Source organism: Acidaminococcus hominis (genome assembly GCF_022484025.1).
Lineage (GTDB): Bacteria > Bacillota > Negativicutes > Acidaminococcales > Acidaminococcaceae > Acidaminococcus > Acidaminococcus hominis.
In genome coordinates this window covers 1,724,312-1,749,857 of sequence record NZ_JAKVMG010000001.1, presented here as the reverse complement: position 1 = coordinate 1,749,857, position 25,546 = coordinate 1,724,312, and the positions used below count along the sequence as shown (strand labels likewise).

General features: G+C 53.8%; 25 protein-coding genes and 1 tRNA gene. 21 read left to right on the top strand and 5 right to left on the bottom strand.

The window, feature by feature from the left end:
* Window positions 1-199 precede the first annotated feature (199 nt).
* From LKE88_RS07775 to LKE88_RS07765, 3 genes are all read right to left on the bottom strand, one after another.
* A complete protein-coding gene (locus LKE88_RS07775; protein ID WP_276803258.1) occupies window positions 200-727 on the bottom strand; it encodes a hypothetical protein in 528 nt (175 codons plus the stop codon).
* 122 nt (window positions 728-849) lie between these two features.
* Window positions 850-2,277, bottom strand: a complete 1,428-nt coding sequence (gene hydG / locus LKE88_RS07770; RefSeq protein WP_118287095.1) for a [FeFe] hydrogenase H-cluster radical SAM maturase HydG — start codon at window positions 2,275-2,277, stop codon at window positions 850-852.
* 255 nt (window positions 2,278-2,532) lie between these two features.
* Window positions 2,533-2,609: transfer RNA gene (locus LKE88_RS07765), tRNA-Arg, on the bottom strand.
* A gap of 239 nt (window positions 2,610-2,848) precedes the next feature.
* Between LKE88_RS07765 and obgE the strand changes: the two genes are divergently transcribed.
* From obgE to LKE88_RS07710, 11 genes are all read left to right on the top strand, one after another.
* Entirely contained in the window at window positions 2,849-4,129 is a 1,281-nt protein-coding gene (obgE, locus tag LKE88_RS07760) for a GTPase ObgE (protein ID WP_276803257.1), read from the top strand.
* 51 nt (window positions 4,130-4,180) lie between these two features.
* Window positions 4,181-5,305 (top strand): glutamate 5-kinase, encoded by a 1,125-nt coding sequence (proB, locus tag LKE88_RS07755; RefSeq protein ID WP_105326355.1) that lies wholly within the window; start codon window positions 4,181-4,183, stop codon window positions 5,303-5,305.
* Between the two features lie 11 nt (window positions 5,306-5,316).
* Window positions 5,317-6,573 (top strand): glutamate-5-semialdehyde dehydrogenase, encoded by a 1,257-nt coding sequence (locus LKE88_RS07750; RefSeq protein ID WP_105326354.1) that lies wholly within the window; start codon window positions 5,317-5,319, stop codon window positions 6,571-6,573.
* An 83-nt stretch (window positions 6,574-6,656) separates the two neighbouring features.
* Window positions 6,657-7,727 carry an efflux RND transporter periplasmic adaptor subunit gene (locus tag LKE88_RS07745; protein ID WP_118287094.1) on the top strand — a complete coding sequence of 357 codons (1,071 nt, stop codon included), beginning with the start codon at window positions 6,657-6,659 and terminating at the stop codon, window positions 7,725-7,727.
* A gap of 20 nt (window positions 7,728-7,747) precedes the next feature.
* On the top strand, window positions 7,748-8,431 hold the full coding sequence (locus LKE88_RS07740) for an ABC transporter ATP-binding protein (protein WP_105326352.1): 684 nt from the start codon (window positions 7,748-7,750) through the stop codon (window positions 8,429-8,431).
* 4 nt (window positions 8,432-8,435) lie between these two features.
* On the top strand, window positions 8,436-9,650 hold the full coding sequence (locus LKE88_RS07735) for an ABC transporter permease (protein WP_118287093.1): 1,215 nt from the start codon (window positions 8,436-8,438) through the stop codon (window positions 9,648-9,650).
* Between the two features lie 4 nt (window positions 9,651-9,654).
* On the top strand, window positions 9,655-9,819 hold the full coding sequence (locus LKE88_RS07730) for a hypothetical protein (RefSeq protein WP_160101835.1): 165 nt from the start codon (window positions 9,655-9,657) through the stop codon (window positions 9,817-9,819).
* A 213-nt stretch (window positions 9,820-10,032) separates the two neighbouring features.
* Window positions 10,033-10,800: a LamB/YcsF family protein gene (locus LKE88_RS07725; protein WP_276803249.1), complete on the top strand. Its 768-nt coding sequence runs from the start codon at window positions 10,033-10,035 to the stop codon at window positions 10,798-10,800.
* A gap of 75 nt (window positions 10,801-10,875) precedes the next feature.
* Complete coding sequence (locus tag LKE88_RS07720; protein WP_105326348.1) at window positions 10,876-12,063, top strand: NRAMP family divalent metal transporter; 1,188 nt, start codon at window positions 10,876-10,878, stop codon at window positions 12,061-12,063.
* Between the two features lie 12 nt (window positions 12,064-12,075).
* Window positions 12,076-12,846, top strand: a complete 771-nt coding sequence (gene pxpB, locus LKE88_RS07715) for a 5-oxoprolinase subunit PxpB (protein WP_105326347.1) — start codon at window positions 12,076-12,078, stop codon at window positions 12,844-12,846.
* The gene (locus LKE88_RS07710; protein ID WP_276803252.1) at window positions 12,843-13,856 is read left to right on the top strand and encodes a 5-oxoprolinase subunit C family protein; all 1,014 of its coding nucleotides are present in this window, start codon (window positions 12,843-12,845) and stop codon (window positions 13,854-13,856) included. Before pxpB (LKE88_RS07715) ends, LKE88_RS07710 begins: the two co-directional genes overlap by 4 nt.
* Window positions 13,857-13,913: 57 nt before the next feature.
* Here LKE88_RS07710 and LKE88_RS07705 read toward each other — a convergent pair whose 3' ends face one another.
* Entirely contained in the window at window positions 13,914-14,405 is a 492-nt protein-coding gene (locus LKE88_RS07705) for a DUF2798 domain-containing protein (protein WP_118287294.1), read from the bottom strand.
* Window positions 14,406-14,689: 284 nt separating this feature from the next.
* On the opposite strand from LKE88_RS07705, the gene LKE88_RS07700 reads away from it, so the two are divergent.
* The 8 genes from LKE88_RS07700 (at window position 14,690) to mutY (ending at window position 22,052) form a co-directional block, all read left to right on the top strand.
* On the top strand, window positions 14,690-15,457 hold the full coding sequence (locus LKE88_RS07700) for a LamB/YcsF family protein (RefSeq protein WP_276803249.1): 768 nt from the start codon (window positions 14,690-14,692) through the stop codon (window positions 15,455-15,457).
* A gap of 27 nt (window positions 15,458-15,484) precedes the next feature.
* Window positions 15,485-16,273 (top strand): putative hydro-lyase, encoded by a 789-nt coding sequence (locus LKE88_RS07695; RefSeq protein ID WP_423767610.1) that lies wholly within the window; start codon window positions 15,485-15,487, stop codon window positions 16,271-16,273.
* A gap of 51 nt (window positions 16,274-16,324) precedes the next feature.
* Window positions 16,325-17,515 (top strand): NRAMP family divalent metal transporter, encoded by a 1,191-nt coding sequence (locus LKE88_RS07690; protein ID WP_105327521.1) that lies wholly within the window; start codon window positions 16,325-16,327, stop codon window positions 17,513-17,515.
* A gap of 15 nt (window positions 17,516-17,530) precedes the next feature.
* Complete coding sequence (pxpB, locus tag LKE88_RS07685; protein ID WP_276803247.1) at window positions 17,531-18,301, top strand: 5-oxoprolinase subunit PxpB; 771 nt, start codon at window positions 17,531-17,533, stop codon at window positions 18,299-18,301.
* Entirely contained in the window at window positions 18,298-19,287 is a 990-nt protein-coding gene (locus LKE88_RS07680; protein ID WP_105326346.1) for a 5-oxoprolinase subunit C family protein, read from the top strand. The genes pxpB (LKE88_RS07685) and LKE88_RS07680 overlap by 4 nt, the downstream gene beginning before the upstream one ends.
* Window positions 19,288-19,387: 100 nt before the next feature.
* Complete coding sequence (locus LKE88_RS07675) at window positions 19,388-20,509, top strand: M20 family metallopeptidase (RefSeq protein WP_231086953.1); 1,122 nt, start codon at window positions 19,388-19,390, stop codon at window positions 20,507-20,509.
* A gap of 9 nt (window positions 20,510-20,518) precedes the next feature.
* Entirely contained in the window at window positions 20,519-21,004 is a 486-nt protein-coding gene (locus LKE88_RS07670) for an 8-oxo-dGTP diphosphatase (RefSeq protein ID WP_105326345.1), read from the top strand.
* Window positions 20,988-22,052 (top strand): A/G-specific adenine glycosylase, encoded by a 1,065-nt coding sequence (gene mutY / locus LKE88_RS07665; protein ID WP_231086955.1) that lies wholly within the window; start codon window positions 20,988-20,990, stop codon window positions 22,050-22,052. Before LKE88_RS07670 ends, mutY begins: the two co-directional genes overlap by 17 nt.
* Before the next feature lie 50 nt (window positions 22,053-22,102).
* On the opposite strand, the gene LKE88_RS07660 is transcribed toward mutY, so the two are convergent.
* Window positions 22,103-23,890 carry a sigma-54-dependent Fis family transcriptional regulator gene (locus LKE88_RS07660; RefSeq protein WP_158572307.1) on the bottom strand — a complete coding sequence of 596 codons (1,788 nt, stop codon included), beginning with the start codon at window positions 23,888-23,890 and terminating at the stop codon, window positions 22,103-22,105.
* A 183-nt stretch (window positions 23,891-24,073) separates the two neighbouring features.
* Here LKE88_RS07660 and LKE88_RS07655 point away from each other — a divergent pair, with 183 nt between their 5' ends.
* Window positions 24,074-24,352, top strand: a complete 279-nt coding sequence (locus LKE88_RS07655) for a UxaA family hydrolase (RefSeq protein WP_276803243.1) — start codon at window positions 24,074-24,076, stop codon at window positions 24,350-24,352.
* An 18-nt stretch (window positions 24,353-24,370) separates the two neighbouring features.
* A complete protein-coding gene (locus tag LKE88_RS07650; RefSeq protein ID WP_276803241.1) occupies window positions 24,371-25,537 on the top strand; it encodes a UxaA family hydrolase in 1,167 nt (388 codons plus the stop codon).
* Window positions 25,538-25,546 lie beyond the last annotated feature (9 nt).

Sequence of the window (25,546 nt, the reverse complement as noted above, 5' to 3'; positions counted from 1 at the left end):
TCATTTCTAGGTTTTTTAGGGTGCCAAAAGACTTATTTACAATAGTATCGTATCGGATAGGCGGGACCCTTGTCAATAGAAGGGAAACAGTTGGAGCCTAAAAGAATGTGAAAAGATTTGAAACTGTCAAGAAACTGTGAAGAAGGGTGAGAAAAAACAGGTACTGCGCAACGGGCAGTACCTGTTTTCGGGTTTGTGCTTAGTATACCAATTCCTGATGGCCAATCAGGCAGGTAGCCGGGTTCAGCAGGGCCGTACCGGTAAATTCCTTGGTCTTGAAGGTAGCCTTGTACACCACAAAAGGCGTACCGCTGGAGCTGTCTTTCACGGACGTAACCACAATGTCGGTAGCATCCGGATAGGTTTGCAGGATGGTAGCCTTGGCATCGGCTTCCGTCTTGCTGACTGTTACGGAACCAGGGTAATTGGAGGAATCGATAACCACCTTGGCAACCTTATCGGTGGCACGGTCCACAGTTACATGGAAGCGCTGCAGCGTGTTGGGATCCAGGAATTCCATTTCAAAGGCATTTTCGCCGGTCTTGGCGCTGGTAAGAATGGCAGCGGAAGGCACTACGGCAGCGGCGGAATTGACGGCGGCCTGTTTTTCGGTGACCAAATCAGTAAAATCTGCCGGAGCGGCAAAAGCCGGTACTGCAGTACCCAAGGTAGACAGAGCAATCATCCCTGCGGCGGCAGCCATAGCTGCTTTTTTCTTCATATCCATAATCATACCCCCATTCAATACTTTTATATCTTAATATTAATGTGTTACGGGAGAGAATACAAGAAAAAAGCGTTTTTACAGGGAAAAATATGGAAAAAAATTATAAATTTGTAACAATTATATCAAAAACGGAAATCTCTTTCCCCCTGGTCAATCTTTTCCAGGTACCCTTCACAGGTGGCACGGACCACGGCGCTGGGAATGTGTTCCAGCTCCTTTTGGATGGCTTCCAGGGCTTTTGCCCGGGTGTCCGGGGACGCGTAATCGTCCAGGTATTCCCGGAGGGTCAGAAGGGCATTGGGCTGGCAGCAGTTGGAGATTTCTCCGGTTTTGGCCAGGGCCATGAACCGGTCCCCGGTACGACCGGCCCGGTAGCAGGCGGTGCAGAAGCTGGGAATATACCCATCGGACAGGAGCCAGTTGATGACCTGGTCCAGGGTCCGGTTGTCATTGACTTCAAATTGGGAGGAATCCTCTTCTTCCCCTTCTTCAGCGTAGCCGCCTACACTGGTGCGGGAACCGCCGCTGATCTGGGAAACGCCTACGTCCAGCACAGCTTTCCGGGTGGCTGCCGATTCTCGGGTGGAAACGATGATGCCGGTGTAGGGCACGGTAATCCGCAGGATGGCCACGATTTTCTTGAATAGCTGGTCGTCAATGGCATCGGGGAAGGACTGGACAGAGATGTCGTCTGCCGGACGGATCCGGGGCACACTGATGGTGTGGGGGCCTACACCAAAGTTGGCTTCCAGGTGTTCCTTATGCATCAGGAGGCCTACAAAGTCGTAGCGGTACATATTGAGACCGAACAAAACGCCTACGCCCACATCGTCAATGCCTCCGGTCATGGCCCGGTCCATGGCTTCCGTATGGTAGGCATAATCATGCTTGGGGCCCTGGGGATGGAGTTTTTCGTAGTTTTCCTTGTGGTACGTTTCCTGGAACAGGATGTAGGTGCCGATACCGGCTTCCTTGAGCTTCCGGTAGTTTTCCACGGTGGTGGCTGCGATATTCACATTTACCCGGCGGATGGCGCCATTTTTGTGCTTGATGCTGTAGATGGTGCGGATGCACTCCAGAATGTATTCAATGGGGTTGTTTACCGGATCTTCCCCGGCTTCCAGGGCCAGACGTTTGTGTCCCATATCCTGGAGGGCCGTGACTTCCCTGATGATTTCTTGCTGGCTCAGTTTTTTCCGGGCGATGTGCTTGTTCTTGGCATGATAGGGGCAGTACACACAGCCGTTGACGCAGTAGTTGGACAGGTATAGGGGAGCAAACAGGACAATGCGCTGACCGTAGATTTTGTCCTTGATTTTCCGGGCCAGGTCGTAAATGGCTTCGGTCACTTCAGGAGCCTCACAGCTCAGCAGGGTGGCTGCTTCCCGGTGGGTCAGCCCCTGCATTTGGGCCGCTTTTTCCACCAGGGACAGGCAGTAGGCCTTGTCCTCCTTGTGGCTGTCGGCATAGGTCAGGGAGTCCAGGATTTCCTGGTGGTTGATGAATTCTTCTGCCTGGGTAGAATGGGGATTGTAGGGGATGTTTGTCATGATAATTTCCTTCTTTCCTGTTCTGCTCACCGGGTTCTTCCATAAAAAAAGCATGCCAAATAGGCATGCGAAAAGAACGGGTCGATTCACCGCCTTAATACTCGGAGGATTCCTTGTATGCAGGGAGCGTAATGGCCTCATTGTACCGTTTTAAAGTGTAAAATACAATACAAAATCAGGAAATTTTACTAAAATAGAGAATGTTTTACACAAATAAAAAATCCGCAGGAAGCTCCTGCGGATTCAATATTCAAATGGTGGCCCCGGAGTGATTCGAACACTCGACCTTTTGGTTCGTAGCCAAACGCTCTATCCAGCTGAGCTACGGAGTCATAACTGAACAAGGACTAGTATAGCGGTTTTTGGGTTTCTTGTCAACATTTTTTTAAAACTTTCTCAAAGAATTTTTTGGGAGGGGGGAGCAGGGGCAAAACTCACAAGTATTTGTAAAAAGTCTATGATATAGAAGCGAATTGTTATTATTGGCGTGTAGAAACGTCTTGGATATGGTAAAATGAGATATTAATCTATATTGTATGTTTTGTGTTTTGAGGAAAGGCAAAGGTGTAAAATGCTGTTTACGGATAAGGCAAGAATTTACGTGGAAGCGGGTTCTGGCGGCGATGGTGCCTCCAGCTTCCGCAGAGAAAAATATGTGGCCTGCGGCGGTCCCGATGGGGGCAATGGCGGCCGGGGCGGTTCGGTGATTCTGGTGGCCGACAAGGACCTGAATACGCTGGTGGATTTCCGGTACAAACGGAAATTTGTGGCGGAGCGGGGCGGCAATGGTGCTGCCAAAAACTGCACCGGGCATAAGGCTGAAAATATCAAAATCAAGGTGCCCCTGGGCACGGTGGTAATTGATGACGCTACAGGCGCAGCCCTGGCGGATTTGGCGCATCCCGGGGATGAATTTGTAGCAGCCCGGGGCGGCCGGGGCGGCAAGGGCAATGCTTGCTATGTGACCAGCACCAAGCAGGGGGTAACCTTTGCGGAAAAGGGCGAGCCGGGAACCAAAACCTGGCTGCGGCTGGAACTGAAAATGCTGGCCGATGTGGGCATGGTAGGCTACCCCAGCGTGGGCAAGTCCAGTATTGTGGCACGGGTTTCCGCCGCACGGCCGGAAATTGCTGCGTACCATTTTACCACCCTGACCCCGGTACTGGGCGTGGTCCGGCTGGATGCAGAAAACAGCTTTGTGCTGGCCGACCTGCCGGGCCTGATTGAAGGGGCCTCCCAGGGCGTGGGCCTGGGCCACGATTTCCTCCGGCATATTGAACGGACCCGGGTTATCCTCCACATTGTGGACACCAGCGGCTGCGAAGGCCGGGACCCGGTGGAAGACTTCAAGAAAATCAACGAAGAACTGGCCCTGTACAGCGAAAAGCTGGCCAAGCGGCCCCAACTGGTGGTAGCCAATAAAATGGACCTGCCGGATGCGGAAGAAAACTATAAGCGGCTGGAAGAATATGTAACGAAGGCCGGTTATCCCATTATGAAGGTGTCTGCCGCTACGGGCCAAGGCCTGAAGGAACTGATGTGGAAAGCCTACGATATGCTGAAGCATGCCCCTCAGGAAGAAGAAATCCTGGAAATCGGACCGCTGAAGGAAGCAGATCCGGATTCCTTTGAAATCATTACCAATAATGTGGAAGATGCTGATTTTGAGGTAAAAGGCAAGAACATCGAGCGCCTGGTGGCCATGACCAATTTCGACAACGACGAAGCGGTGTACCGCTTCCAGCTGATTTGGCGGCGCCTGGACATCGAGCAGGCCCTGAAGGAGAAGGGCATTCAGGAAGGTCAGACCGTACGCATCGGCGATATGGTCTTTGATTATCAACCCCAGTGAGTTTGCTAGTGCAATAATTTTATATAACTATCTAGATGGGTGGGTGATTGTATGAACCGGGATAAACTAAAGGACGTCAAACGGATTGTTGTGAAAGTAGGGAGCAGCACCATTACGTATCCCAACGGGAAAATCAACTACGAGAAGATTGAGAAACTGGCACGGGTGATGACGGATTTGCAGAATCAGGGCAAGGAAATGATTCTGGTATCTTCCGGCGCCGGAGCAGCCGGGGTAGGCCGGCTGGGCCTTAAAGAAAAGCCCTCGGACCTGCCGGGCAAGCAGGCCTGCGCTGCCGTAGGCCAAGGCATCCTGATGAACATTTACGAGCGTCTTTTCGCGGAATACAGTCAAGTGGTGGCCCAGGTCCTTTTGACCCGGATTGACACCATCGACCGGCATCGCTACTCCAATTCCCGGAATACGTTCCAGGAACTGATCAAATGGGGCGTGATTCCCATTGTCAATGAAAATGACGTGGTGGCGGTGGATGAAATGAAAATCGGGGACAACGACAATATGTCCGCCCTGGTGGCCAGTATGGCCGATGCGGATTTGGACATTCTGCTGTCGGATATTGACGGCCTGTACACGGCAAACCCCAAAACCCATCCGGACGCCCAGATGGTCCACGAAGTGGAAAAGGTGACGCCGGAAATCGAAGCTACAGCTGGAGGCGTAGGTTCCAAAAACGCTACCGGCGGTATGCTGACCAAGCTCCAGGCTGCCAAAACGGCTATGAGCTCCGGCATCTATTTGATTATCGCTTCCGGGGAAGACCCGGAAATCCTCCGGAAAATTGTCCGGGGCGACGAAGTGGGGACCCTGTTTGTTCCCCGGGAAAACCATCTGCGGTTCCGGAACCAGTGGCTGGCCTTTGGGGCCAAGATCTGCGGTTCCCTGATTGTGGATGACGGCCTGGCCAAGGTCATCCGGGAAAAGGGCAGCTGCAGCATTCTGCCGGTGGGCATTACCGCCGTGGAAGGCAATTTTGAAAGCGGCGTGACGGTCAGCGTCAAGGACAAGGAGCATCACGAGCTGGCCCGGGGGCTGACTTTCTACAGCTCCGAGGAACTGGAACAGATCAAGGGTGCCAAGTCCGAGGAAATTGCCAATATTCTGGGAGCCAAACACTATGATGAAGCGATTCACCGGGATAACCTGGTGATCTTGTAAGGAGGTGCGCCATGTATAAGGAAGGGTTGGTACGGGAACAGGCTGCTGCTGCCAAAGACGCAGAAGTGACCCTGGGAATTCTCAATACGAAGGTGAAAAATGATATTTTGCTGGCCATGGCTGACAGCCTGCTGGAGCAGGAAGAAGTTATTTTGAAAGCCAACCAGCTGGATATGGAGAAGGGAAAAGCCGGGGGCTTGAAGGACTCCCTGCTGGACCGGCTGCTGTTGACCCACGACCGTTTGGTACAAATGGCCAAGGGCATCCGCCAGGTAACGGCGCTGCCGGATCCGGTGGGGAAAATCCTCAGCGGTTCCATGCTGCCCAACGGCCTTACCCTGACCAAAATCACCGTGCCTTTGGGGGTTATTGGCATCATTTACGAAGCCCGGCCCAATGTAACGGCGGACGCCATTGCCCTGTGCGTGAAAAGCGGCAACGCCGTAATCCTGAAGGGCGGCCGGGAAGCCCTCCATTCCAACAAGGCGGTCAGCGATGTGCTGATTGCTGCCGGGGAAAAGGTGGGCCTGCCCAAGGGTGCCATCCAATTTGTGAACGTGCCGGAACGGGATGCCGTAACGGAACTGATTCATCTGAACGGTCTGGTGGATGTGGTGATTCCCCGGGGCGGCGCCGGGCTAATCCAAAGCGTGGTGCGCAACGCCTCCGTACCGGTGATTGAAACCGGTGCCGGGGTCTGCCATACCTATGTGGACGAATACGCCCAGATTCCCATGGCCGTAAATATTGCCCTGAATGCCAAGGTGAACCGGCCTTCCACCTGCAACGCCATGGAAACCCTGCTGGTGCACAAAAACATTGCCGATACCTTTATGCCGGCCATGCTGGAGGCCTACAAAAAGGCCCGGGTGACCATTTTGGGCGACGCCAAGACCCAAAGCTACAGCGCAGAGGTGCAGCCTGCTTCGGAAGAAGATTGGGCTACGGAGTATGGGGACCTGCGGCTCAGCGTCAAAGTGGTGGACAGCCTGGAAGAAGCGGTGGCCCATATTCGCCGCTACGGCACTGGCCATTCTGAAGCCATTGTCACGGAAAACTACGAAAACGCCCGGAAATTCCAATTGCTGGTGGACGCAGCGGCGGTGTATGTGAATGCTTCCACCCGGTTTACCGATGGCTTTGAATTCGGTTTCGGGGCGGAAATCGGCATCAGCACCCAGAAACTCCACGCCCGGGGACCTATGGGCCTGCCGGAACTGACTACCACCAAGTACCTGATTAATGGGAATGGGCAGGTACGGGGCTGAGTTTTCATGAAACCTTCACAAAGAGGGTGTATTATGGAAACGGAAGTCGTGGAAGAACTTTAGCGAAGAAAGCAGGGGAGAGTGTGGACAAACTACGAAAGTACAAAACGCTGCTGATTGTGCTGGTGGTGCTGATCATCGCCGGCCTGGGCGGCTATAAGTACTACCAGAATAAAAAATTGGAGGAAACGGTGGCGGCTACCCGGACGGATGCCGTAACCCGGGGCGACGTGCGGAAAACCATTTCTGCCACCGGTGCCCTGAACGCTGTGGACAGCGTAGAAATCAACTCCAAAATTACCGGCCGTATTGTGCAGGTGTACGTAAAGGAAAACCAGCACGTAACGGCAGGCCAGCCCTTGGTAAAACTGGATGATACTTCTTTAAAGGCCACCCAGGAAATGAAGCGGGCCACCCTGGCGGATAAGGAAGTGACCTACCGCCGTGACCAGCAGCTGCTGGAACAGGGGGCCATTGCCCAAAGCGTATTTGATACCGCGGAAGCCGATTATCTGGTGGCCAAGGCCGAATATGAACAGGCAACCTCCAATGTAAACGATACAGTAATCTCTACGCCTATTGATGGTTCTGTCATTGGCAAACCGACGCCTGTAGGCCAGACGGTATCCTCCGGTATTTCTACGCCTCAGGTACTGATGACCGTAGCCACCCTGGACAAGATGCAGATCTATCTGATGGTGGACGAATCCGATATTGGCCAGATCAAGGTGGGCCAAAAGGTGGAATTTACGGTAGATGCCTACCCGGATACCACCTTTGAAGGGATTATTTCTTTGGTCAGCCGCAGTGCTACCACTACCAACAACGTAAACTACTACACCTGCTACGTGGATGTAGAAAATACGGAAGGCAAGCTGCTGCCCACCATGACTGCCCGGGCCAACGTCATTGTTGACCAGGTGCAGGATGCCCTGACCATTTCCAGCAAATGCCTGCGGACCAAGGACGGGAAAAATTACGTTCAGGTCTACGACAAGAAGACCAACACCAGCAAGGATGTGCCGGTAAAGGTACTGCTTACCGGGGAAGACCGGATTGCCGTAGAAGGCGATCTTCAGCCGGGGGATGAGCTGCTGGTGAGAACCACGTCGGCAACCTCCACCAGCAACAAGCGGATGGGTCCTCCCATGTAAGGGAAAGGAGGCAGACGGGAATGGATGTAATCGAATTGCAGGACATTGTAAAAAGCTACGCCATGGGCGACACAGTGGTTATGGCCCTGAATCACGTTTCTGTGAAGTTTGAGCAGAGCAAATTCACTTCCATTGTAGGCCCTTCGGGCAGCGGCAAATCCACCATGATGAATATCCTGGGCTGCCTGGACCGTCCCACTTCCGGCCATTATCTGCTGGAAGGCAAGGACATTGCCAAATACTCGGACGATGAATTGGCCCGAACCCGGAACCAGCGGATTGGCTTTGTGTTTCAGAGTTTCAACCTGCTGTCCCGGCTGACGGCCGTGGAAAATGTAGCCCTGCCCCTGATCTACGCCGGGGTCAAGCTGGCGGAGCGGACGGAGCGGGCGGAAAAAGCCCTGGAAGCGGTGGGGCTGGGCAAGCGGCTGTACCACAAGCCCAACGAGATGAGCGGCGGCCAGCGGCAGCGGGTGGCCATTGCCCGGGCCCTGATCAACAACCCGGCCATTATTATGGCCGACGAACCCACCGGCAACCTGGACACAAAATCAACCTTGGAAATCATTGATATTTTTGAACAGCTGAACCATGACGGCAAAACGGTTATCATGGTTACCCATGAACCGGAACTGGCGGCAATGACCCAGCGGATCCTGACCATGCGGGATGGCTGTTTGATCCAAGACGAACGGAAGGGGTAGAAAGGTGTTTCGAGAATGTGTGAAAATGGCACTGGAAGGTATGGTGTCCAATAAGCTGAGAACCTTTCTTACCATGCTGGGTATTATCATCGGGGTTGGCTCGGTGATTGCCATGGTGTCCCTGGGCCTGGGCATGCAGGAACAGGTCAAGGAGAACATCAGCAGTATGGGCAGCAACCTGCTGATTGTCATGAGCGGCGGCCGGACGGCCAATGGCCAGCGGATTGCCAGCGGCAGCGGCGCCAAGCTGACCTATGAAGATGCCAAGGCCATTGAGAAAAACGTGGACGGTATCAAGTATGTGGCTCCTGGCGTGCAGAGCAGCTACCAGCTGGTTGCCGGCAACCAGAACTGGAATACCTCGGTACAGGGGTATACCCCCAACATCATCGAAATCCGCAACTATACCATTGCAGATGGCCGGATGTTTACGGAACGGGAAATGAGCAGCCGGGACCGGGTGTGCGTTATTGGGAAAACCGTGGCGGACAACCTGTATCCTGACGGCAATGCCGTAGGCCAGCTGGTGCGGATCAACAAAGCTCCTTTCCAGGTGATTGGGGTAATGGGAGCCAAGGGCCAGTCTTCCATGGGCCAGGATCAGGATGATGTGGTATTCATCCCCCTGACCACGGCTATGCAGAGACTGATGGGTCTTACCAGCGTCCGGAATATTACCATCCAGTGCGAAAATGAAAATACCATCAATCAGGTCCAATCCGATGTAATTACCCTGCTGCGGACCCGGCACAAGATCAAGAATGGGGAGGACGATGACTTTACCGTCCGAAACCTGGCGGAAATCATCAAGACTGCCCAGGAAACCACAGGGTCCATTACCCTGCTGCTGGCCATTGTGGCTGCTATCAGCCTTTTGGTAGGCGGCATCGGGATTATGAATATCATGCTGGTTTCGGTTACCGAACGGACCAGGGAAATCGGCATACGGAAAGCCCTGGGGGCCACCTACAAGGATATCCTCCTCCAGTTCCTGGTGGAATCCATGGTTATCGGGGTCACTGGCGGAACCACGGGCATGATCCTGGGGGTTATTGTATCCTCCATTGTAGCCCATGTGATTGGGTGGAAAGTGGTGATTTCGGGGCTTGCCATTGTAATCTCCGTTCTCTTCTCCGTGGGTATTGGCCTGTTCTTTGGACTGTACCCAGCCAAGAAGGCAGCCCTTCTGGATCCCATTGATGCCCTGCGCTACGAGTGATGCCATGACAGCGCAGCAAAAACCCACTTTGGGACAGAAATGGCGGGGTTTTGTGGAGTTTTGCCACCGGCCCAAGACGAAATTTGACGTAAAGGACCGCACCCGGGCATTGATACTCTTTGCTATTGTGGTGAAGGGTCTGATGGAACTGGTACGTATGGTTAAATAAGCTAAAAAGGCAGCAGGCCAAGCAGCGCAGCTTGGCCTGCTTTTTGTTTGTAAAAATGTAAAAAAGTAAAACAATGGATTTGGAACTAACTTGTTATTTCATTAAATCAGAAAGCAAACAGAATACATGAAATATTTGAATGAATCAATGTCGATTTATACGATATACTGATACTGGATATTATATACAAAATACAAATTAGGAGGGATTGGTATGAAAATCGATTTGAATTCCGACTTGGGTGAAAGCTTTGGTGCCTACAAGATTGGCTTGGATGAAGAGGTGCTGCCTCTGGTTACGTCCGCCAATATTGCCTGCGGCTTCCATGCCAGTGATCCGTCCGTGATGAAAAAGACCGTGGACCTAGCTGTGAAAAGCGGCGTGGCTCTGGGAGCCCATCCTGGGTATCCGGACCTGGTAGGCTTTGGCCGCCGGAAAATGGCTGTGTCTCCGGCTGATGTGTACGCTATGGTAGTATATCAGGTAGGGGCTTTGTCCGCTTTTGCCAAGACCCATGGCACCAAACTGCAGCATGTAAAGCCCCATGGGGCCATGTACAATATGGCTGCCAAGGATCCCAAACTGGCAGAAGCCATTGCCCAAGCCATCTATGATGTAGACCCGGAAATCATTCTCTATGCCCTGGCTGGCAGCGAAAGCGTCAAGGCAGGGGAAAAGGTAGGTCTGGTAGTGGCTTCCGAAGTATTTGCGGACAGAAGCTACCAGGAAGATGGCTCCCTGACGCCCCGGACCCAGCCCGGTGCCATGATTACCGATGAAGACAAATCCATTGCCCAGGTGCTGTCCATGGTACTGGATAAGAAGGTAACCACCCTTAGCGGCAAGGTGATTCCTGTAAAGGCTGATACCATTTGTGTCCATGGGGATGGACCAAAAGCGCTGCAGTTCACCCAGAAAATCCGTAAGGCATTGGCTGAGAATGGCGTAGAAATTGCCGCTGCTGGTACGTTCCTGCGCTAAAGGTGGTTTGCAGCCAAGGAATACCCGTTTGCATTCTAAATTTTGACCCAATCGTGAAATGGAGGAAACCTAGTTATGAAAGAGTCGAATTTGAGTGTTCTGCTTGGGGCTGCTTTTTTGATGGCTACTTCTGCCATCGGGCCCGGTTTTTTAACCCAAACCACTGTATTTACGGGAAGATTGGGAGCCAGCTTCGGCTTCGTGATTTTGGCTACCATCATTATTCATGCCATTACCCAACTGAACGTTTGGCGCATTATTGCCGCAGCCAAAAAGCCAGGGCAGGATATTGCCAACCTGGTGCTGCCGGGATTGGGGTATTTTGTGTCCGCACTGGTGGTAGCCGGGGGCTTGGCCTTTAATATTGGCAATATTGGTGGGGCTGGCCTGGGGCTTAACGTGCTGTTTGGCATTTCTCCGGTGGCAGGAGCTTTAATCAGTACAGTAATTGCCGTGTTTATTTTCCTGAATAAGGAAGCTGGCAGTCTCATGGACAAATTTGCCCAGTGTGTAGGGGGACTGATGGTATTGCTGACCATCTACGTAGCCTTTACATCCCATCCGCCTCTGGGACTGGCCATTTCCAAGACCGTAATGCCGGATACCATAGACGTGATGTCCATTGTGACCTTGGTTGGGGGCAGCGTGGGCGGCTATATTACCTTTGCCGGCGGCCATCGGCTGCTGGATGCGGGGATTTCCGGGGTGGAAAATATGGACCAGGTAAACCGCAGCTCTCTCATGGGCATTGGTATTACCAGCTTGATGCGGATTTTGCTGTTCCTAGCTACTTTGGGGGTTATTGCCCAGGGCTTTACCCTGGATCCTGCCAACCCGCCGGCTTCTGTTTTCCAGTTGGCGGTAGGGGATGTAGGGTATAAAATCTTCGGGATTGTCATGTGGTCAGCTGCCATTACTTCTGTAGTGGGCTGTGCCTACACCTCCGTTTCCTTTATCCGGACCTTCAGCCCTACTTTGGAAAAATACCATCGCTACTTGATTATTGCGTTTATCCTGGTATCGTCCTTTGTGTTTTCCTTTATTGGACGGCCGGTTACCGTGCTGGTAGTAGTAGGTGCCCTGAACGGATTGATTTTGCCCATTATCCTGGGCTCCCTGCTGCTGGCTGCCCGGAATAAGAAAATTGTGGGAGAATATCACCATTCTCAGCTGTTGATTATCACAGGTTGGATTGTCTTTGTAGTAATGCTGTATATGGGCGTGCAGACCGTGCTGCATATGCTGCCCCAGCTTTTGGGATAAGGAGTGAAGGCCATGAATAAAGCAGAAGACTATTTACAGGCTGCCCAAATTCATCCTGTGGGAGAGGCGGCCATTATGGTGTCTTTTGGAAATGTCATCAACCCGGAATTGCTGCGCTGTGCCCGGGCTTTGGTAAAGGCACTGGAAGAGGACCCCTTCCCGGGTATCCAGGAATTTGAAGCTTCCTATACGGGGGTGACCATTTTTTATGATCCCCTGGTTCTGGCCCAGAAATCCCAGTTGCCCGAGGATCCGGTGCTGTCCAAGGGCTACCGGGAAGCAGCTATGGAATTAAAAAAGAGATTAAAAAAACTGGAAATCAGCGAAGCTGCTGAAACAGAAAAGGTGCGGATTCCTGTCTGCTACGGCGGGGAATTTGGACCGGACCTGGAGTATGTGGCAGAGTACCACCATATGACGCCGGAAGAAGTGGTGAAAATTCACACTAGCGGTGATTATCTGGTGTACATGATTGGTTTTGCTCCCGGTTTCCCCTACATTGGGGGATTGCCGGAAGCCATTGCCACCCCTCGCCGAGATACGCCCAGACTGGTAATTCCCAAAGGGACAGTAGGTATTGCCGGTACCCAGACCGGGGCTTACCCGTTGGAAACCCCTGGTGGGTGGCAGTTGATTGGCCGGACGCCCCTAGAACTGTTTCGGCCTCAGGATCCGGAGCATCCCAGTGTGCTCCAGGCAGGGGATAGAATTGAATTTTACAGCATTACGCCGGAAGAGTATGCCGAGATTGCAGCCAAAGAGAAGGGAGATGCCGTACAATGAACATCCTTGTGAAGAAAGGCGGCCCTTTGACGACCCTGCAGGATCTGGGGCGGTATGGCTACCAAAAATATGGAGTACTGGTCAGCGGAGCCATGGACTCCTTGTCCCTGGAATTGGGCAATCTACTGGTGCAGAACAAGCCGGGGGAAGGGGCTCTGGAAATGACCATGGGCGGGCCCGTACTAAAGCTGCCGGCAGGGCTGGTCTTTGCCCTGACGGGTGCTGACCTCCAGGCCAAACTGGGCGGTGTGCCCGTGCCTATGAACCGGGCCATTTATGTAAAAGAAGACAGCACCCTGCTTTTTGGCATGGCAAAAACGGGAACCCGTGGTTATCTTACCGTAGCTGGGGGCTTTGACGTGCCCCTGGTTATGGGCAGCAAAAGCACCTACCTGCGGGCCAAACTGGGCGGAGTCGGAGGCGCACCCTTAAAGGACGGAGAAGAGCTAACGGTGGGAGCGCTGACGGAAAGCCAAAAAGCCTTTGCCGCAGAGCTTTCCAAACAGGGAGGCAAGGCCTTCTCCAGTATGGGCTGGTCCCTCCCTAATGGAGGCGTGTTGAAACCTGGCCCCATTCGGGTAGCGGAAGGGCTTCAGTATGACTGGTTTACAGAAGAGAGTTACCATATCTTTTTTGGCCGGCCCTACACCATTACGCCCCAATCGGACCGGATGGGGTACCGGCTGTCCGGGGAAGAGCCTCTTACCTACAAGGAAAAGGGCAAGTCTCTGATTTCTGAACCAGTAACCTCTGGCTCCATCCAGGTGCCGGCGGACGGAAATCCCATCATCTTAATGGCGGACCGGCAGACCACCGGGGGCTATCTGAAAATTGGCCAGGTGGTTCAGGCAGATCTGCCCCGGCTGGCCCAACTGCGTCCGGGAGAAAAAATCCGCTTTAAATTGGTGACGCTGACAGAAGCGGAAGAAGCGTTGGCCAAGCAGCGGGAATTTCTAAAAGAAGCGGCACTGATGACCTATCGTAAAGAAAACGCCTTACAAAATGTATAAAAATACCCCCAAGGACTGGTTAGCTAACCAGTCCTTGGGGGTATTTCTTTTTTGGCGTTATTCCAAGCTGCTTTCCTGAGCGGTAGTATCAGCAGAAACTTCCTGTCTCCGTTCGGCTACCAGTTTCCGGAAGAAGAACCGGACCAGGGGGCCAACTAGCAGAAGCTGAAAGGGAATGGCTGCCAGGTAATTCCGGCCATACGCCGGAATGATTACGGCTGGATCAGAAATCTGAAACAGCAGCAGGTGGATTAGGGTGGTCATCAGGGGAACCATCACCAGGGGCGTAAAAATCCCCATGCCAATGGGAAAGTACTTTTGCTTCCAGGGCCAGAACCGCAGGGTCAGGCGGTGGGAAATGGGCGTACCGATGAAATAGGCCACCGGCAGGGCCAGCCAGTATTCCCGGGACAGGTTGTGCAGAGCCAAGGCCACCCAATTACCGGAAAAGCCGACAAACCAGACGGAATTGTAGCAGGACATGCAAAGCACCATGCCAAAAGCCATCATACAGGTAAAAATAATTTCTTCTTTGCGAGATTGGGGCATACCAGATCACTCCTTGAAAACAAATAAAAAAAGAGCATCCTCAGCAATCGGATTTACATCACTGAGAATACTCATTGCATGAATAAGTATACCACAAAGAAGAATAAAATGTAAGGAAAATGTAACTAACGAAACGATTTATGATAATATATACAGTATAATGTGAAAAATATGTGAAGTGAAATGAATCGAACGATATATACAGTACAATGTTTAACGTTCGTAGAAGTTTTATTGTTTGTAGAGTTGGCTGCATGCAAAAATTGAGTTAGGGGGAATCTGGAATGAAAATCGATTTGAATTCTGACTTGGGTGAAAGCTTTGGTGCCTACAAGATTGGCTTGGATGAAGAGGTGCTGCCTTTGGTTACGTCCGCCAATATTGCCTGCGGCTTCCATGCCAGTGATCCGTCCGTGATGAAAAAGACCGTGGACCTGGCTGTGAAAAGCGGCGTGGCTCTGGGAGCCCATCCTGGGTATCCGGACCTGGTAGGCTTTGGCCGCCGGAAAATGGCTGTGTCTCCGGCTGATGTGTACGCTATGGTAGTATATCAGGTAGGGGCTTTGTCCGCTTTTGCCAAGACCCATGGCACCAAACTGCAGCATGTAAAGCCCCATGGGGCCATGTACAATATGGCTGCCAAGGATCCCAAACTGGCAGAAGCCATTGCCCAAGCCATCTATGATGTAGACCCGGAAATTATTCTCTATGCCCTGGCTGGCAGCGAAAGTGTCAAGGCAGGGGAAAAGGTAGGTCTGGTAGTGGCTTCCGAAGTATTTGCGGACAGAAGCTACCAGGAAGACGGCTCCCTGACGCCTCGGACCCAGCCCGGTGCCATGATTACCGATGAAGACAAATCCATTGCCCAGGTGCTGTCCATGGTACTGGATAAGAAGGTAACCACCCTTAGCGGCAAGGTGATTCCTGTAAAGGCTGATACCATTTGTGTTCATGGAGATGGACCAAAAGCGCTGCAGTTCACCCAGAAAATCCGTAAGGCATTGGCTGAGAATGGCGTAGAAATTGCCGCTGCTGGTACGTTCCTGAGATAAGTTCCCATACGGAAAGGAAGGATGACAATGGACTATAGTGCCATGAAACCCCAAGCAGTTCGCCAATTGATTCGGGAAGGCAAGATTGACTATTTTACCAGCGGCATGTGCAAGGGGTATGCCCAAGCCAACCTGGTAATCCTGCCCAAAGAACTGGCTTTTGATTTTCTGCTGTTTACTACCCGCAATCCCAAGCCCTGTCCCGTTTTGGACGTAACGGAAGTGGGCAGTCCGGAACCCAAAGCGGTGGCTCCGGGAGCGGATCTGCGGTATGACATTCCCAAGTACCGGATTTACAAGAAAGGGCAGCTGGCAGCTGAAGTTACCAATCTGGATGGATATTGGCGGGATGACTTGGTGGCCTTCCTGCTGGGCTGCAGCTTTTCCTTCGAAGGTCCCATGCTGGATGCAGGCCTGGATGTACGGCATATTACGGAAGACCATAACGTGCCCATGTACATTACCAATATTCCCTGCACCCCAGCCGGCGTGTTCCATGGTCCTATGGTAGTTTCTATGCGGCCCATGACGCCCAAGGCAGCCATCCGGGCCATTCAGGTTACCAGCCGGATGCCCAATGTTCATGGGGCGCCCATCCATTTTGGAGACCCGGCAGCCATTGGCATCAAGGATATTGCCAAACCGGATTTCGGTGATCCTTCTACCATATACGAAGGGGAAGTACCGGTGTTCTGGCCCTGCGGGGTAACCCCCCAGACCGTAGCCATGGCTGTAAAGCCCGATTTCATGATTACCCATGCACCGGGCCACATGTTCATTACGGATGTATTGAACGCTGATTTGAGCATTTTATAAAAATAAAGAAAAATAGAGAGATCAGACAAGACCAAATGAGGGGAACTTACCATGAAAAAAGAATCTAACCTGAGCGTATTGCTGGGGGCAGCGTTTCTGATGGCCACTTCGGCCATTGGACCGGGCTTTTTGACCCAGACCACCGTTTTTACCGGCCAATTGGGAGCCAGCTTCGGCTTTGCCATCCTGGCCATGATCATCATTGATGCCATTGCCCAGCTGAATGCCTGGCGCATTATTGCCGTAGCCAAAAAACCTGGACAGGATATTGCCAATATGGTGTTCCCAGGCCTGGGGTACTTTGTTTCTGCCCTGGTGGTTGCCGGCGGTCTGGCTTTTAACATCGGCAATCTGGGGGGTGCAGGGCTGGGGCTTAACGTGCTCTTTGGCATCAGTCCTATCGCAGGTGCTCTCATTAGCGGTGCTTTGGCCATCTTCATCTTCCTGAGCAAAGAAGCCGGGAATTTGATGGACAAGTTTGCCCAAATTGCTGGGGCCGTGATGGTGCTCCTGACCATTTATGTGGCGGTGATTTCCAACCCTCCTGTAGGGGAAGCTATTAAGGAAACCTTTGCTCCCAGCCATATTGACCTGATGGCTATTGTAACCCTGGTAGGGGGCAGTGTAGGCGGCTATATTACTTTCTCTGGCGGCCATCGTCTGCTGGACGCAGGCATCTGCGGGGAAGAAAACCTGCCGGAAGTGAACCGGAGCTCTCTTATGGGTATCGGTATTACCAGCCTGATGCGGATTTTTCTGTTTCTGGCAGCCTTGGGGGTTATCAGCCACGGCTTCAAACTGGATCCTGCCAATCCCCCGGCTTCCGTATTCCAACTGGCGGTAGGGGATGTGGGCTATAAAATCTTTGGTATTGTCATGTGGTCCGCTGCCATTACTTCTGTAATTGGCTGCGCTTATACGTCAGTTTCTTTCATTCGTACCTTCAGTGAATCTCTGAACCGGAACTACCGGTATTTGATTATTGCCTTTATCGTTTTCTCTGCTGCCATTTTTGCTTTCATTGGCCGTCCGGTAACGGTATTGGTGGTGGTAGGCGCCCTGAACGGGCTGATCCTGCCTATCGTTTTGGGCTCCCTGCTTTTGGCTGCCCGGAACAAGAAAATTGTGGGAAATTATCAGCACCCCAAGGTTTTGATTGTTTCTGGCTGGTTGGTATTTTTGGTGATGTTGTACATGGCTGCCAATACGGTGCTGAAGATGTTTCCTACCCTGTTTAAATAAGGAGGCCGTACGGTTATGACCAAGGCTGAAGAATTTTTGGCAGCGGCAAAAATTCTCCCGGTGGGGGAAGCTGCCTTGATGGTTTCTTTTGGGGATGTGATTGCCCCGGAGTTGCTGAACTGCTCCCGGGCCTTGACCCAAGCCCTGGAAGAGAATCCCTTTCCAGGTATTTATGAGTTTGAAGCGTCCTATACGGGCGTGACTATTTTTTATAATCCTCTGGTGCTGGCTTCCCAATCAGACCTGCCGGAAGACCCGGTGCTGTCCAAGGGCTTTCGGGAGGCTGCCAAATGGGTACGGAATTTATTGGACCAGCTGGTGCTGACGACCAGCGGAGAAACCGAAAAGGTGCAGATTCCTGTCTGCTACGGCGGGGAATTCGGGCCGGACCTGGACTATGTGGCGGAATACCACCATATGACGCCGGACGAAGTGGTGAAAATCCATACCAGCGGTGACTACCTGGTGTACATGATTGGTTTTGCTCCCGGTTTCCCCTACATTGGGGGATTGCCGGAAGCCATTGCCACCCCTCGCCGAGATACGCCCAGACTGGTAATTCCCAAAGGGACAGTAGGTATTGCCGGTACCCAGACCGGGGCTTACCCGTTGGAAACCCCTGGTGGGTGGCAGCTGATTGGCCGGACGCCCCTAGAACTGTTTCGGCCTCAGGATCCGGAGCATCCCAGTGTGCTTAAGGCTGGGGACAAGGTGGAATTCTATAGCATCACGCCGGAAGAATATGCGGAAATTGCAGCCAAAGAGAAGGGAGATGCCGTACAATGAACATTCTTGTGAAGAAAGGCGGCCCTTTGACGACCTTGCAGGATCTGGGGCGGTATGGCTACCAAAAATATGGGGTACTGGTCAGCGGAGCCATGGACTCCTTGTCCCTGGAATTGGGCAATCTACTGGTGCAGAACAAGCCGGGGGAAGGGGCTCTGGAAATGACCATGGGCGGGCCCGTACTAAAGCTGCCGGCAGGGCTGGTCTTTGCCCTGACGGGTGCTGACCTCCAGGCCAAACTGGGCGGTGTGCCCGTGCCTATGAACCGGGCCATTTATGTAAAAGAAGACAGCACCCTGCTTTTTGGCATGGCAAAAACGGGAACCCGTGGTTATCTTACCGTAGCTGGGGGCTTTGACGTGCCCCTGGTTATGGGCAGCAAAAGCACCTACCTGCGGGCTAAGCTGGGCGGAGTCGGAGGCGCACCCTTAAAGGACGGAGAAGAGCTGGCGGTGGGAGCGCTGATGGAAAGCCAAAAAGCCTTTGCCGCAGAGCTTTCCAAACAGGGAGGCAAGGCCTTCTCCAGTATGGGCTGGTCCCTCCCTAATGGAGGCGTACTGGAGCCTGGCCCCATTCGGGTAGCGGAAGGGCTACAGTACGACTGGTTTACGGAAGAGAGTTACAACATCTTCTTTGGCCGGCCTTACACCATTACGCCCCAATCGGACCGGATGGGGTACCGGCTGTCCGGGGAAGAACCTCTTACCTACAAGGAAAAGGGCAAGTCCCTGATTTCTGAACCGGTAACCTTCGGGTCCATCCAGGTACCGGCGGACGGGAATCCCATCATCCTGATGGCGGACCGGCAAACCACCGGGGGCTATCCGAAAATTGGCCAGGTAGTTCAAGCAGATCTGCCCCGGCTGGCCCAGCTGCGCCCGGGAGAAAAGCTCCGCTTTAAATTGGTGACACTGACAGAAGCGGAAGGAGCGTTGGCCAAGCAGCGGGAATTTCTAAAAGAAGCGGCCTTGATGACCGCTCGGTAAGATTTTTGTTCATATGGTATAATGCAGTGAGAACTGCAGTAGTAAAACCTTGCCCTGCAGGAGTTTCCTGCAGGGTACTTTTTTGTAAAGGAGCAAAGCGATGGCACTGGATGTAACGCAATATTTGGCGGATTTGGCGGAGCTGGTGGGTCTGGAGTCTTTTAGCCGGTATCCGGAAGGAACGGCCAAGGTGGCGGCCTGGCTGCAAAACCGCTTGGACAAGGCGGGCTGGCAAACGACCCTGATTCCCGTTGGGGAGGAAGTGGGACCCTGTCTGAAGGCGGTATGGGGTCGGGAGGACCACTATGATGTAATTCTTTTGGGCCATATGGATACGGTATTCCCCCCGGGCACGGCGGCCCAGCGGCCGTTTTCTACGGAAGGGGACAAGTTTAAGGGTCCTGGGGCTTCGGATATGAAATGCGGGGACCTGTTCATGGTATATCTGGCGGAGCTGCTCAGCGCGGAAAAGGCCAAGGGCAGTGTCTGCCTGCTGTTTAACCCGGACGAAGAGATCAGCTCCCGGTTTTCCCGGCCTATTATAGAGCGGGAAGCCCAAAAGGCGGACCATGCACTGATTATGGAATCGGCCCGGCCCAATGGGGATCTGGTCAACGAACGGAAGGGCATTGCCAAGTACCGGCTGACCTTCCACGGAATTGCTTCCCATGCGGGGGTAAACCCGGACAAAGGCGCCAGTGCCATTAACGAATTTATCCGCTGGGGAGAAAAAATTATAGCTTTGGCCAGCCCAGAAGCAGGCACCACGGTGAATATTGGCTTGGTGAACGGCGGCACTGCAGCCAATGTGCTGGCGGCAGAATGCACCTGTGTCCTGGATGTGCGGATCAAGACCCTGGCAGAGGGGGAGAGAATTGACAAGGCCCTGCGGCAGCTGCAGGCTGCTCCCTTTGACAGTCGGGTGAAGGTGGACGTGGACGGCGGGGTAGCCCGGCCTCCCATGCTGCCTACGGAAAAATCCCTGGCTTTCTGCCGGCAGGCGGAGCAGGTGGCTGGGCATCTGGGGCTGCGTTTCCACTGGCAGGCAGCCGGGGGCGGCAGTGACGGCAACTTTACCTCTGCCCTGGGCATTCCCACCATTGACGGGATGGGTCCTATTGGGGGAGATGGCCACGCCGTTACGGAATACGGGCTGATTTCCAGCCTGGAACCCCGGTTTGCCTTTCTTGCAGCGTTGGTGAAAACGCTGCTGACGGAGTAGGAGGCGGGTATGCGGGATACTTCTTTGGTTTACCCCATTGATGCCCAGGGCCGGGTACTGCTGGGCCGGAAGAAGCGGGGCATGGGCGTGAACAAATGGAACGGTTTCGGGGGCAAGCTTGAACCGGGGGAAACCCTGCGGCAGTGTGCCGTCCGGGAACTGTGGGAAGAAAGCGGACTTACGGTCCGCCCGGAGGATCTGGAGCTGGTGGGGGATATTTATTTTGACCAGCCTTCTGATGGAAACTGGTCCCATGTGGGCATGGTGTACTTTGTCCGCCGTTGGCAGGGGCAGGTCCGGGCAACGGAAGAAATGGAGCCCCGGTGGTTTGCGGTGAAGGATCTGCCCTATGAGGAGATGTGGGAAGCGGATAAACGCTGGCTGCCTCTGCTGCTTCAGGGAAAACAGCTCCGGGGCACGGTGCAGTTTGACGAGGACTGCAACCACGTAATCCATGACGTGTATGCGGAGGTTCATCTTGACCCCGGCAAGTAACTGGCCCCAGCTGCTGCTGACCTGGTTTGACCAGAACCGGCGGGACTTGCCCTGGCGGGAAAAGAGCCCCCGGGATCCCTACCAGGTGTGGGTATCGGAAATCATGCTCCAGCAGACCCGGACGGAAGCGGTCAAGGAATATTTTGCCCGCTGGCGGCAACAGTTCCCAACGCTTCAGGCCTTGGCCCAGGCCAGCGAAGAACAGGTGCTTCGGGCCTGGCAGGGGCTGGGCTACTACAGCAGGGCCAGGAACCTGCACAAGGCGGCCCAGCAGGTGCTGGTCCAGTACGGGGGACAGGTGCCCCAGGAGGAGAAAGCCCTGCGCAGCCTGCCGGGGATTGGAGCCTATACTGCAGGGGCCATTCTGTCCATGGCCTACGGGCAGAAAATCCCCGCCGTGGACGGAAATCTGCTGCGGGTGCTGGCCCGGCTGTACGGGGTGGACGAGGATATTGCCGGCACTGCGGGGAAAAATACCCTGACCCGGCTGGCTGAAAAGGCCATTCCCGGGGAGCGGCCAGGGGACTTTAACGAGGCCATGATGGATCTGGGCGCGGAAGTCTGCATTCCCCGGCATCCCCGCTGCTCTCTTTGCCCCCTGACAGGGGTCTGCCAGGCTAGAGCGGAAGGCCGGGAGGAAGAACTGCCCGTCAAAAGCAAAAAAGCCCCCCAGAAGGTGTTTTATGCAGCCTGTGCCCTGTGGGAACAGGAGGGACGGTACCTGCTGCACAAGCGGCCGGAAAAGGGCATGCTGGCGTCCATGTGGGAATTTCCCATGGTGCTGGAGGCCGCGGAATCGGCTGCCAAGGCAGGGCTGGAACAGCTGCTGGGAGGCCGGACGGAAGCAGCCGTGTGGAGCCACAAGCACGTATTTACCCACCAGATTTGGCTGATGACCGGGTATCTATTGAACGGCAGCCAGGTGCCGGAGGGGGAATATCTTTGGCTCAGCCCTGAAGAATGGCAGCGCCTGCCGCTGGCCGGGCCTCACGCCAAGCTGGCGGAGAAAATCTGCCAGGGGGAATTGGCTCCGGTACTGGAATTTTAAAAGCCGAAAATAAAACAGGAGAAACCGCAAGTCCGGTTTCTCCTGTTTTTTTATTCCTTTTTCTTTTTGAGCAGCCGCCACAGGGTGGTACGGCTGATGCCCAGCCGCCTTGCTGCGGCACTTTGGTTCATATTTTCTTCTTCCAGGGTTTTCTGGACCACGGCCTGGATAAGCTGGTCCAGGGTTTGGTGGAGGGGCAGGGGCTGCCTTAGGGATGGCCGGAAGATTTCTTCCTCGTGCCGGAGCAGCTGCCGGATGGTGTGGGCCCGGATCCAGGGCGTCTCCGTAGAAAGTACAATGGCCCGGCGCAGCACCTGGCGCAGCTGGCTGGTGTTTTGGGGCCAGCTGTATTGGCACAGGAGGGTTACAGCCTCAGGATCCATGCCCACCAGTTTGGTATCGTATAGGTGGTTGTGGTGCTGGAGGTAGAGCAGGGCGTAGTTCAGGATTTTGTCCTCCTTGTGGGCCAGGGACGGCAGGGGGATGTGGAAGACCCGGAAGGTTTCCCTCAGGACGGTAAGCCTTTCCTGGAGCAGAGGATCTTCCGGGCTGCCGGTCAGCTGAAAGTACAGCCGGCCGGTGGCGCTGTAGCGGGCAGCGGCCAGTTCATCTACCAGCAGGGTAAATAGCTCCGGTGCCAAGCCTTCCAGATTCCTAAAGCAGAGGGAACCCTGCTCCAAAAACAAGGGAGAATGGGGGTCCGTGCAGAAATGGAGAATGTCCTCCTGGTGCAGCAGCCGGCAGTCCAGCTGCAGCAGGGGCGTTTGGGTGCGGCCGCTTTTTTCGTAGAGCTGCTGGCAGAAAATGTCCCCTTCTGTGCCGGGGGCCCCGGTAATGCACAGGGGCTGGACGCTTTTGGCCATTTCCAGGGCCTGTGTCCAGGCGGTCGGGGAAACAATCTGCAAAAAATTGGGCAGGCCCCGCTGCTCACTGTGGCCGGAGGAGGCTTCGTAAAAGGTTAGATAGGGCGGGGTCCCGGACTGGGTAAAGAAGCGCTGGGGCTGGATGAAAAACAGGCTGTAGGGGGCGTTCCGATAGTGGTGGCGCTGGGCCCTGATTTCAAAAAAGCCCTCCGGCAGTTTGCGGTACACGGTTTTGTCCCCTTCGGTGCGGATTGCAGGCAGCAGCCGCCGGCAGAAGGTTTGCAGTTTGTGCAGGTTCTTGGGCAGGTCGTCGTAGAGCAGCTCTCCCGTTTCGTCATAACAGAGCAGGTGTACGCCCTGCCGGCTGAGTCCGGCATGGAACAGGGTGTTTTCGGCGGTGGCCCGGCGCAGATAGGTGGTAACCTGGGTGACCTGGGTCAGGGCCTCCCGGACGCTTTCCCGGCCGGAGGTCAGCAGGACATTCTGCATGCCCAGTTTCTCCGCATATTCCACGGATACGGCGTCCCCGATAATCAGAGTGTAGCCCATTTCCTTTAACTGGGTTACTTTTTCGGCAGCATTATGCCATTGGTCGATATTATAAATGTCAAAATGCAGCTGCAATACGTCACAGAGCACCCGGGCCGAGTTGGCAATATTTTCGTAGGACAGGATGGCGGCCTTCCCCTGGTAGTGTTCCACCAGCTTGATGATGTGGAGCAGGTCGTAGTAGGAAATGGGGATGCCGAAAACCGGCAGGGTGGTGTTCTTTTCCACTTCCATTTTGGTACCGCCCCGGGACAGGACGGCATCGTAGTTTTCCAGGTGGTGCTGTTTCAGTTTTTCTACGCCTTCATAAATGGTGCCGACTTCCACCGTAACCTGGAGCTGGGGAAATTCTTTGGCCGTTTCCAGGATTACATGTTTCAGGGCTTCATAGGGCGCAATGGCCAGCAATTGGATTTTATGGTTCATAGGGATTCCTCCTGTTTCATAATGTAACATATATACAAGCAAATTACAATGTTCTGAACAATTTAAAAATATGTTTCAGATTTAAACGATTTTTGGATTTTGTATTCTTGAACCATTTTCCTGCACTTGTTACAATAAAGACGTCAAAACGGACGAAGGTCCGAATTCAGAGGGGGTATCAGAATGAATGCGGTTATTCATGTAAACAGCAAGGACAATTTGGTCACCTGCCTGCGTCCCATTGCCAAGGGCGAAACCATTACGTTTGAAGGCAAGGAGTACACGGCCACCAGCGACATTCCCAAGTTTCACAAAATGGCAGTAGCAGAAATCAAAAAAGGCGAGTACTGCTACAAATACGGCCAGATCATTGGGGAAGCCCTGACGGATCTGCATCCTGGCGATTATGTACACGTACACAATCTGGCCAGCACCCGCGGCCGCGGCGACTTGAAGGCATAAGGAACAGGGGGAGCTATCATGAAAATTTTAGGCTATAGACGTGAAAATGGAACTTTCGGCGTACGGAATCATCTGCTGATTCTGCCCACCTCCGTGTGCGCTACGGATACGGCTGCCAAAATTGCAGCTCAGGTACCCGGCGCTGTGTATGTAAGCAATGAACATGGCTGCTGCCAGATCGGTTCCGACCAGGAACAGACCGAACGCACTTTGGCCGGCTTTGGCATGAACGCCAACGTAGGCGCTGTACTGGTGGTAGGTCTGGGCTGCGACGGTATTCAGGCTGATGACCTGGCCAAACGGATTGCCGTTACGGGTAAACCTGTGGACGCCATTACCATTCAAGGCTGCGGCGGCACCCTGAAAGCAATTTCCCGGGGCGGGGAAATTGCCTGCGCCATGGCTGCCAAACTGTCTACCCAAGTACGGACCGAAGGGGACATCAGCGAAATCATTCTGGGCATGGAATGCGGCGGTTCTGACCCCACCAGCGGTCTGGCTTCCAACCCCTCCATCGGCTATGTGTCCGATAAGCTGTGCAGCCTGGGCGGCAGCAGCATCCTCAGCGAAACCACTGAAGTTATCGGGGCTGAACACATCCTGGCCAAACGGTTTGTGGATGCGGATCAGCGGGAAAAATTCCTGACCATGGTGCATAACGTGGAAGAACGGGCCCTGAAACTGGGCGAAGATCTGCGTACCGGCCAACCTACTCCGGGCAACAAAGCCGGCGGCCTGTCCACCATCGAAGAAAAATCCCTGGGCTGCATGTACAAAGCAGGGACGGAAGCTCCCTTCATGGGCGCCCTGGATTATTCCGAAATGCTGCCTCTGGAAAAGAAAGGCCTGTATTTCATGGATACCCCGGGCCAGGATATTGAATCCATTACCGGCATGGTAGCCGGCGGCGCTACGGTAGTTGTATTCTCCACCGGCCGCGGCACGCCTACGGGCAGCCCCGTTGCTCCGGTCATCAAGATTACGGGCAACACGGATACCTACAACAATATGCCGGACAACATTGATGTGAACGCTGGCAAGATCATTACCGAAGGCGCAACCATCAAAGATATCGGTGAAGAAACCTTCCAGCTGCTGCTGGACGTTTGCAACGGCAAGCTGACCAAGGCAGAAGCCCTGGGGCACCGGGAGTTTGGTATCTACAAAGTATCTGGCACATTCTAAGCAAGGACG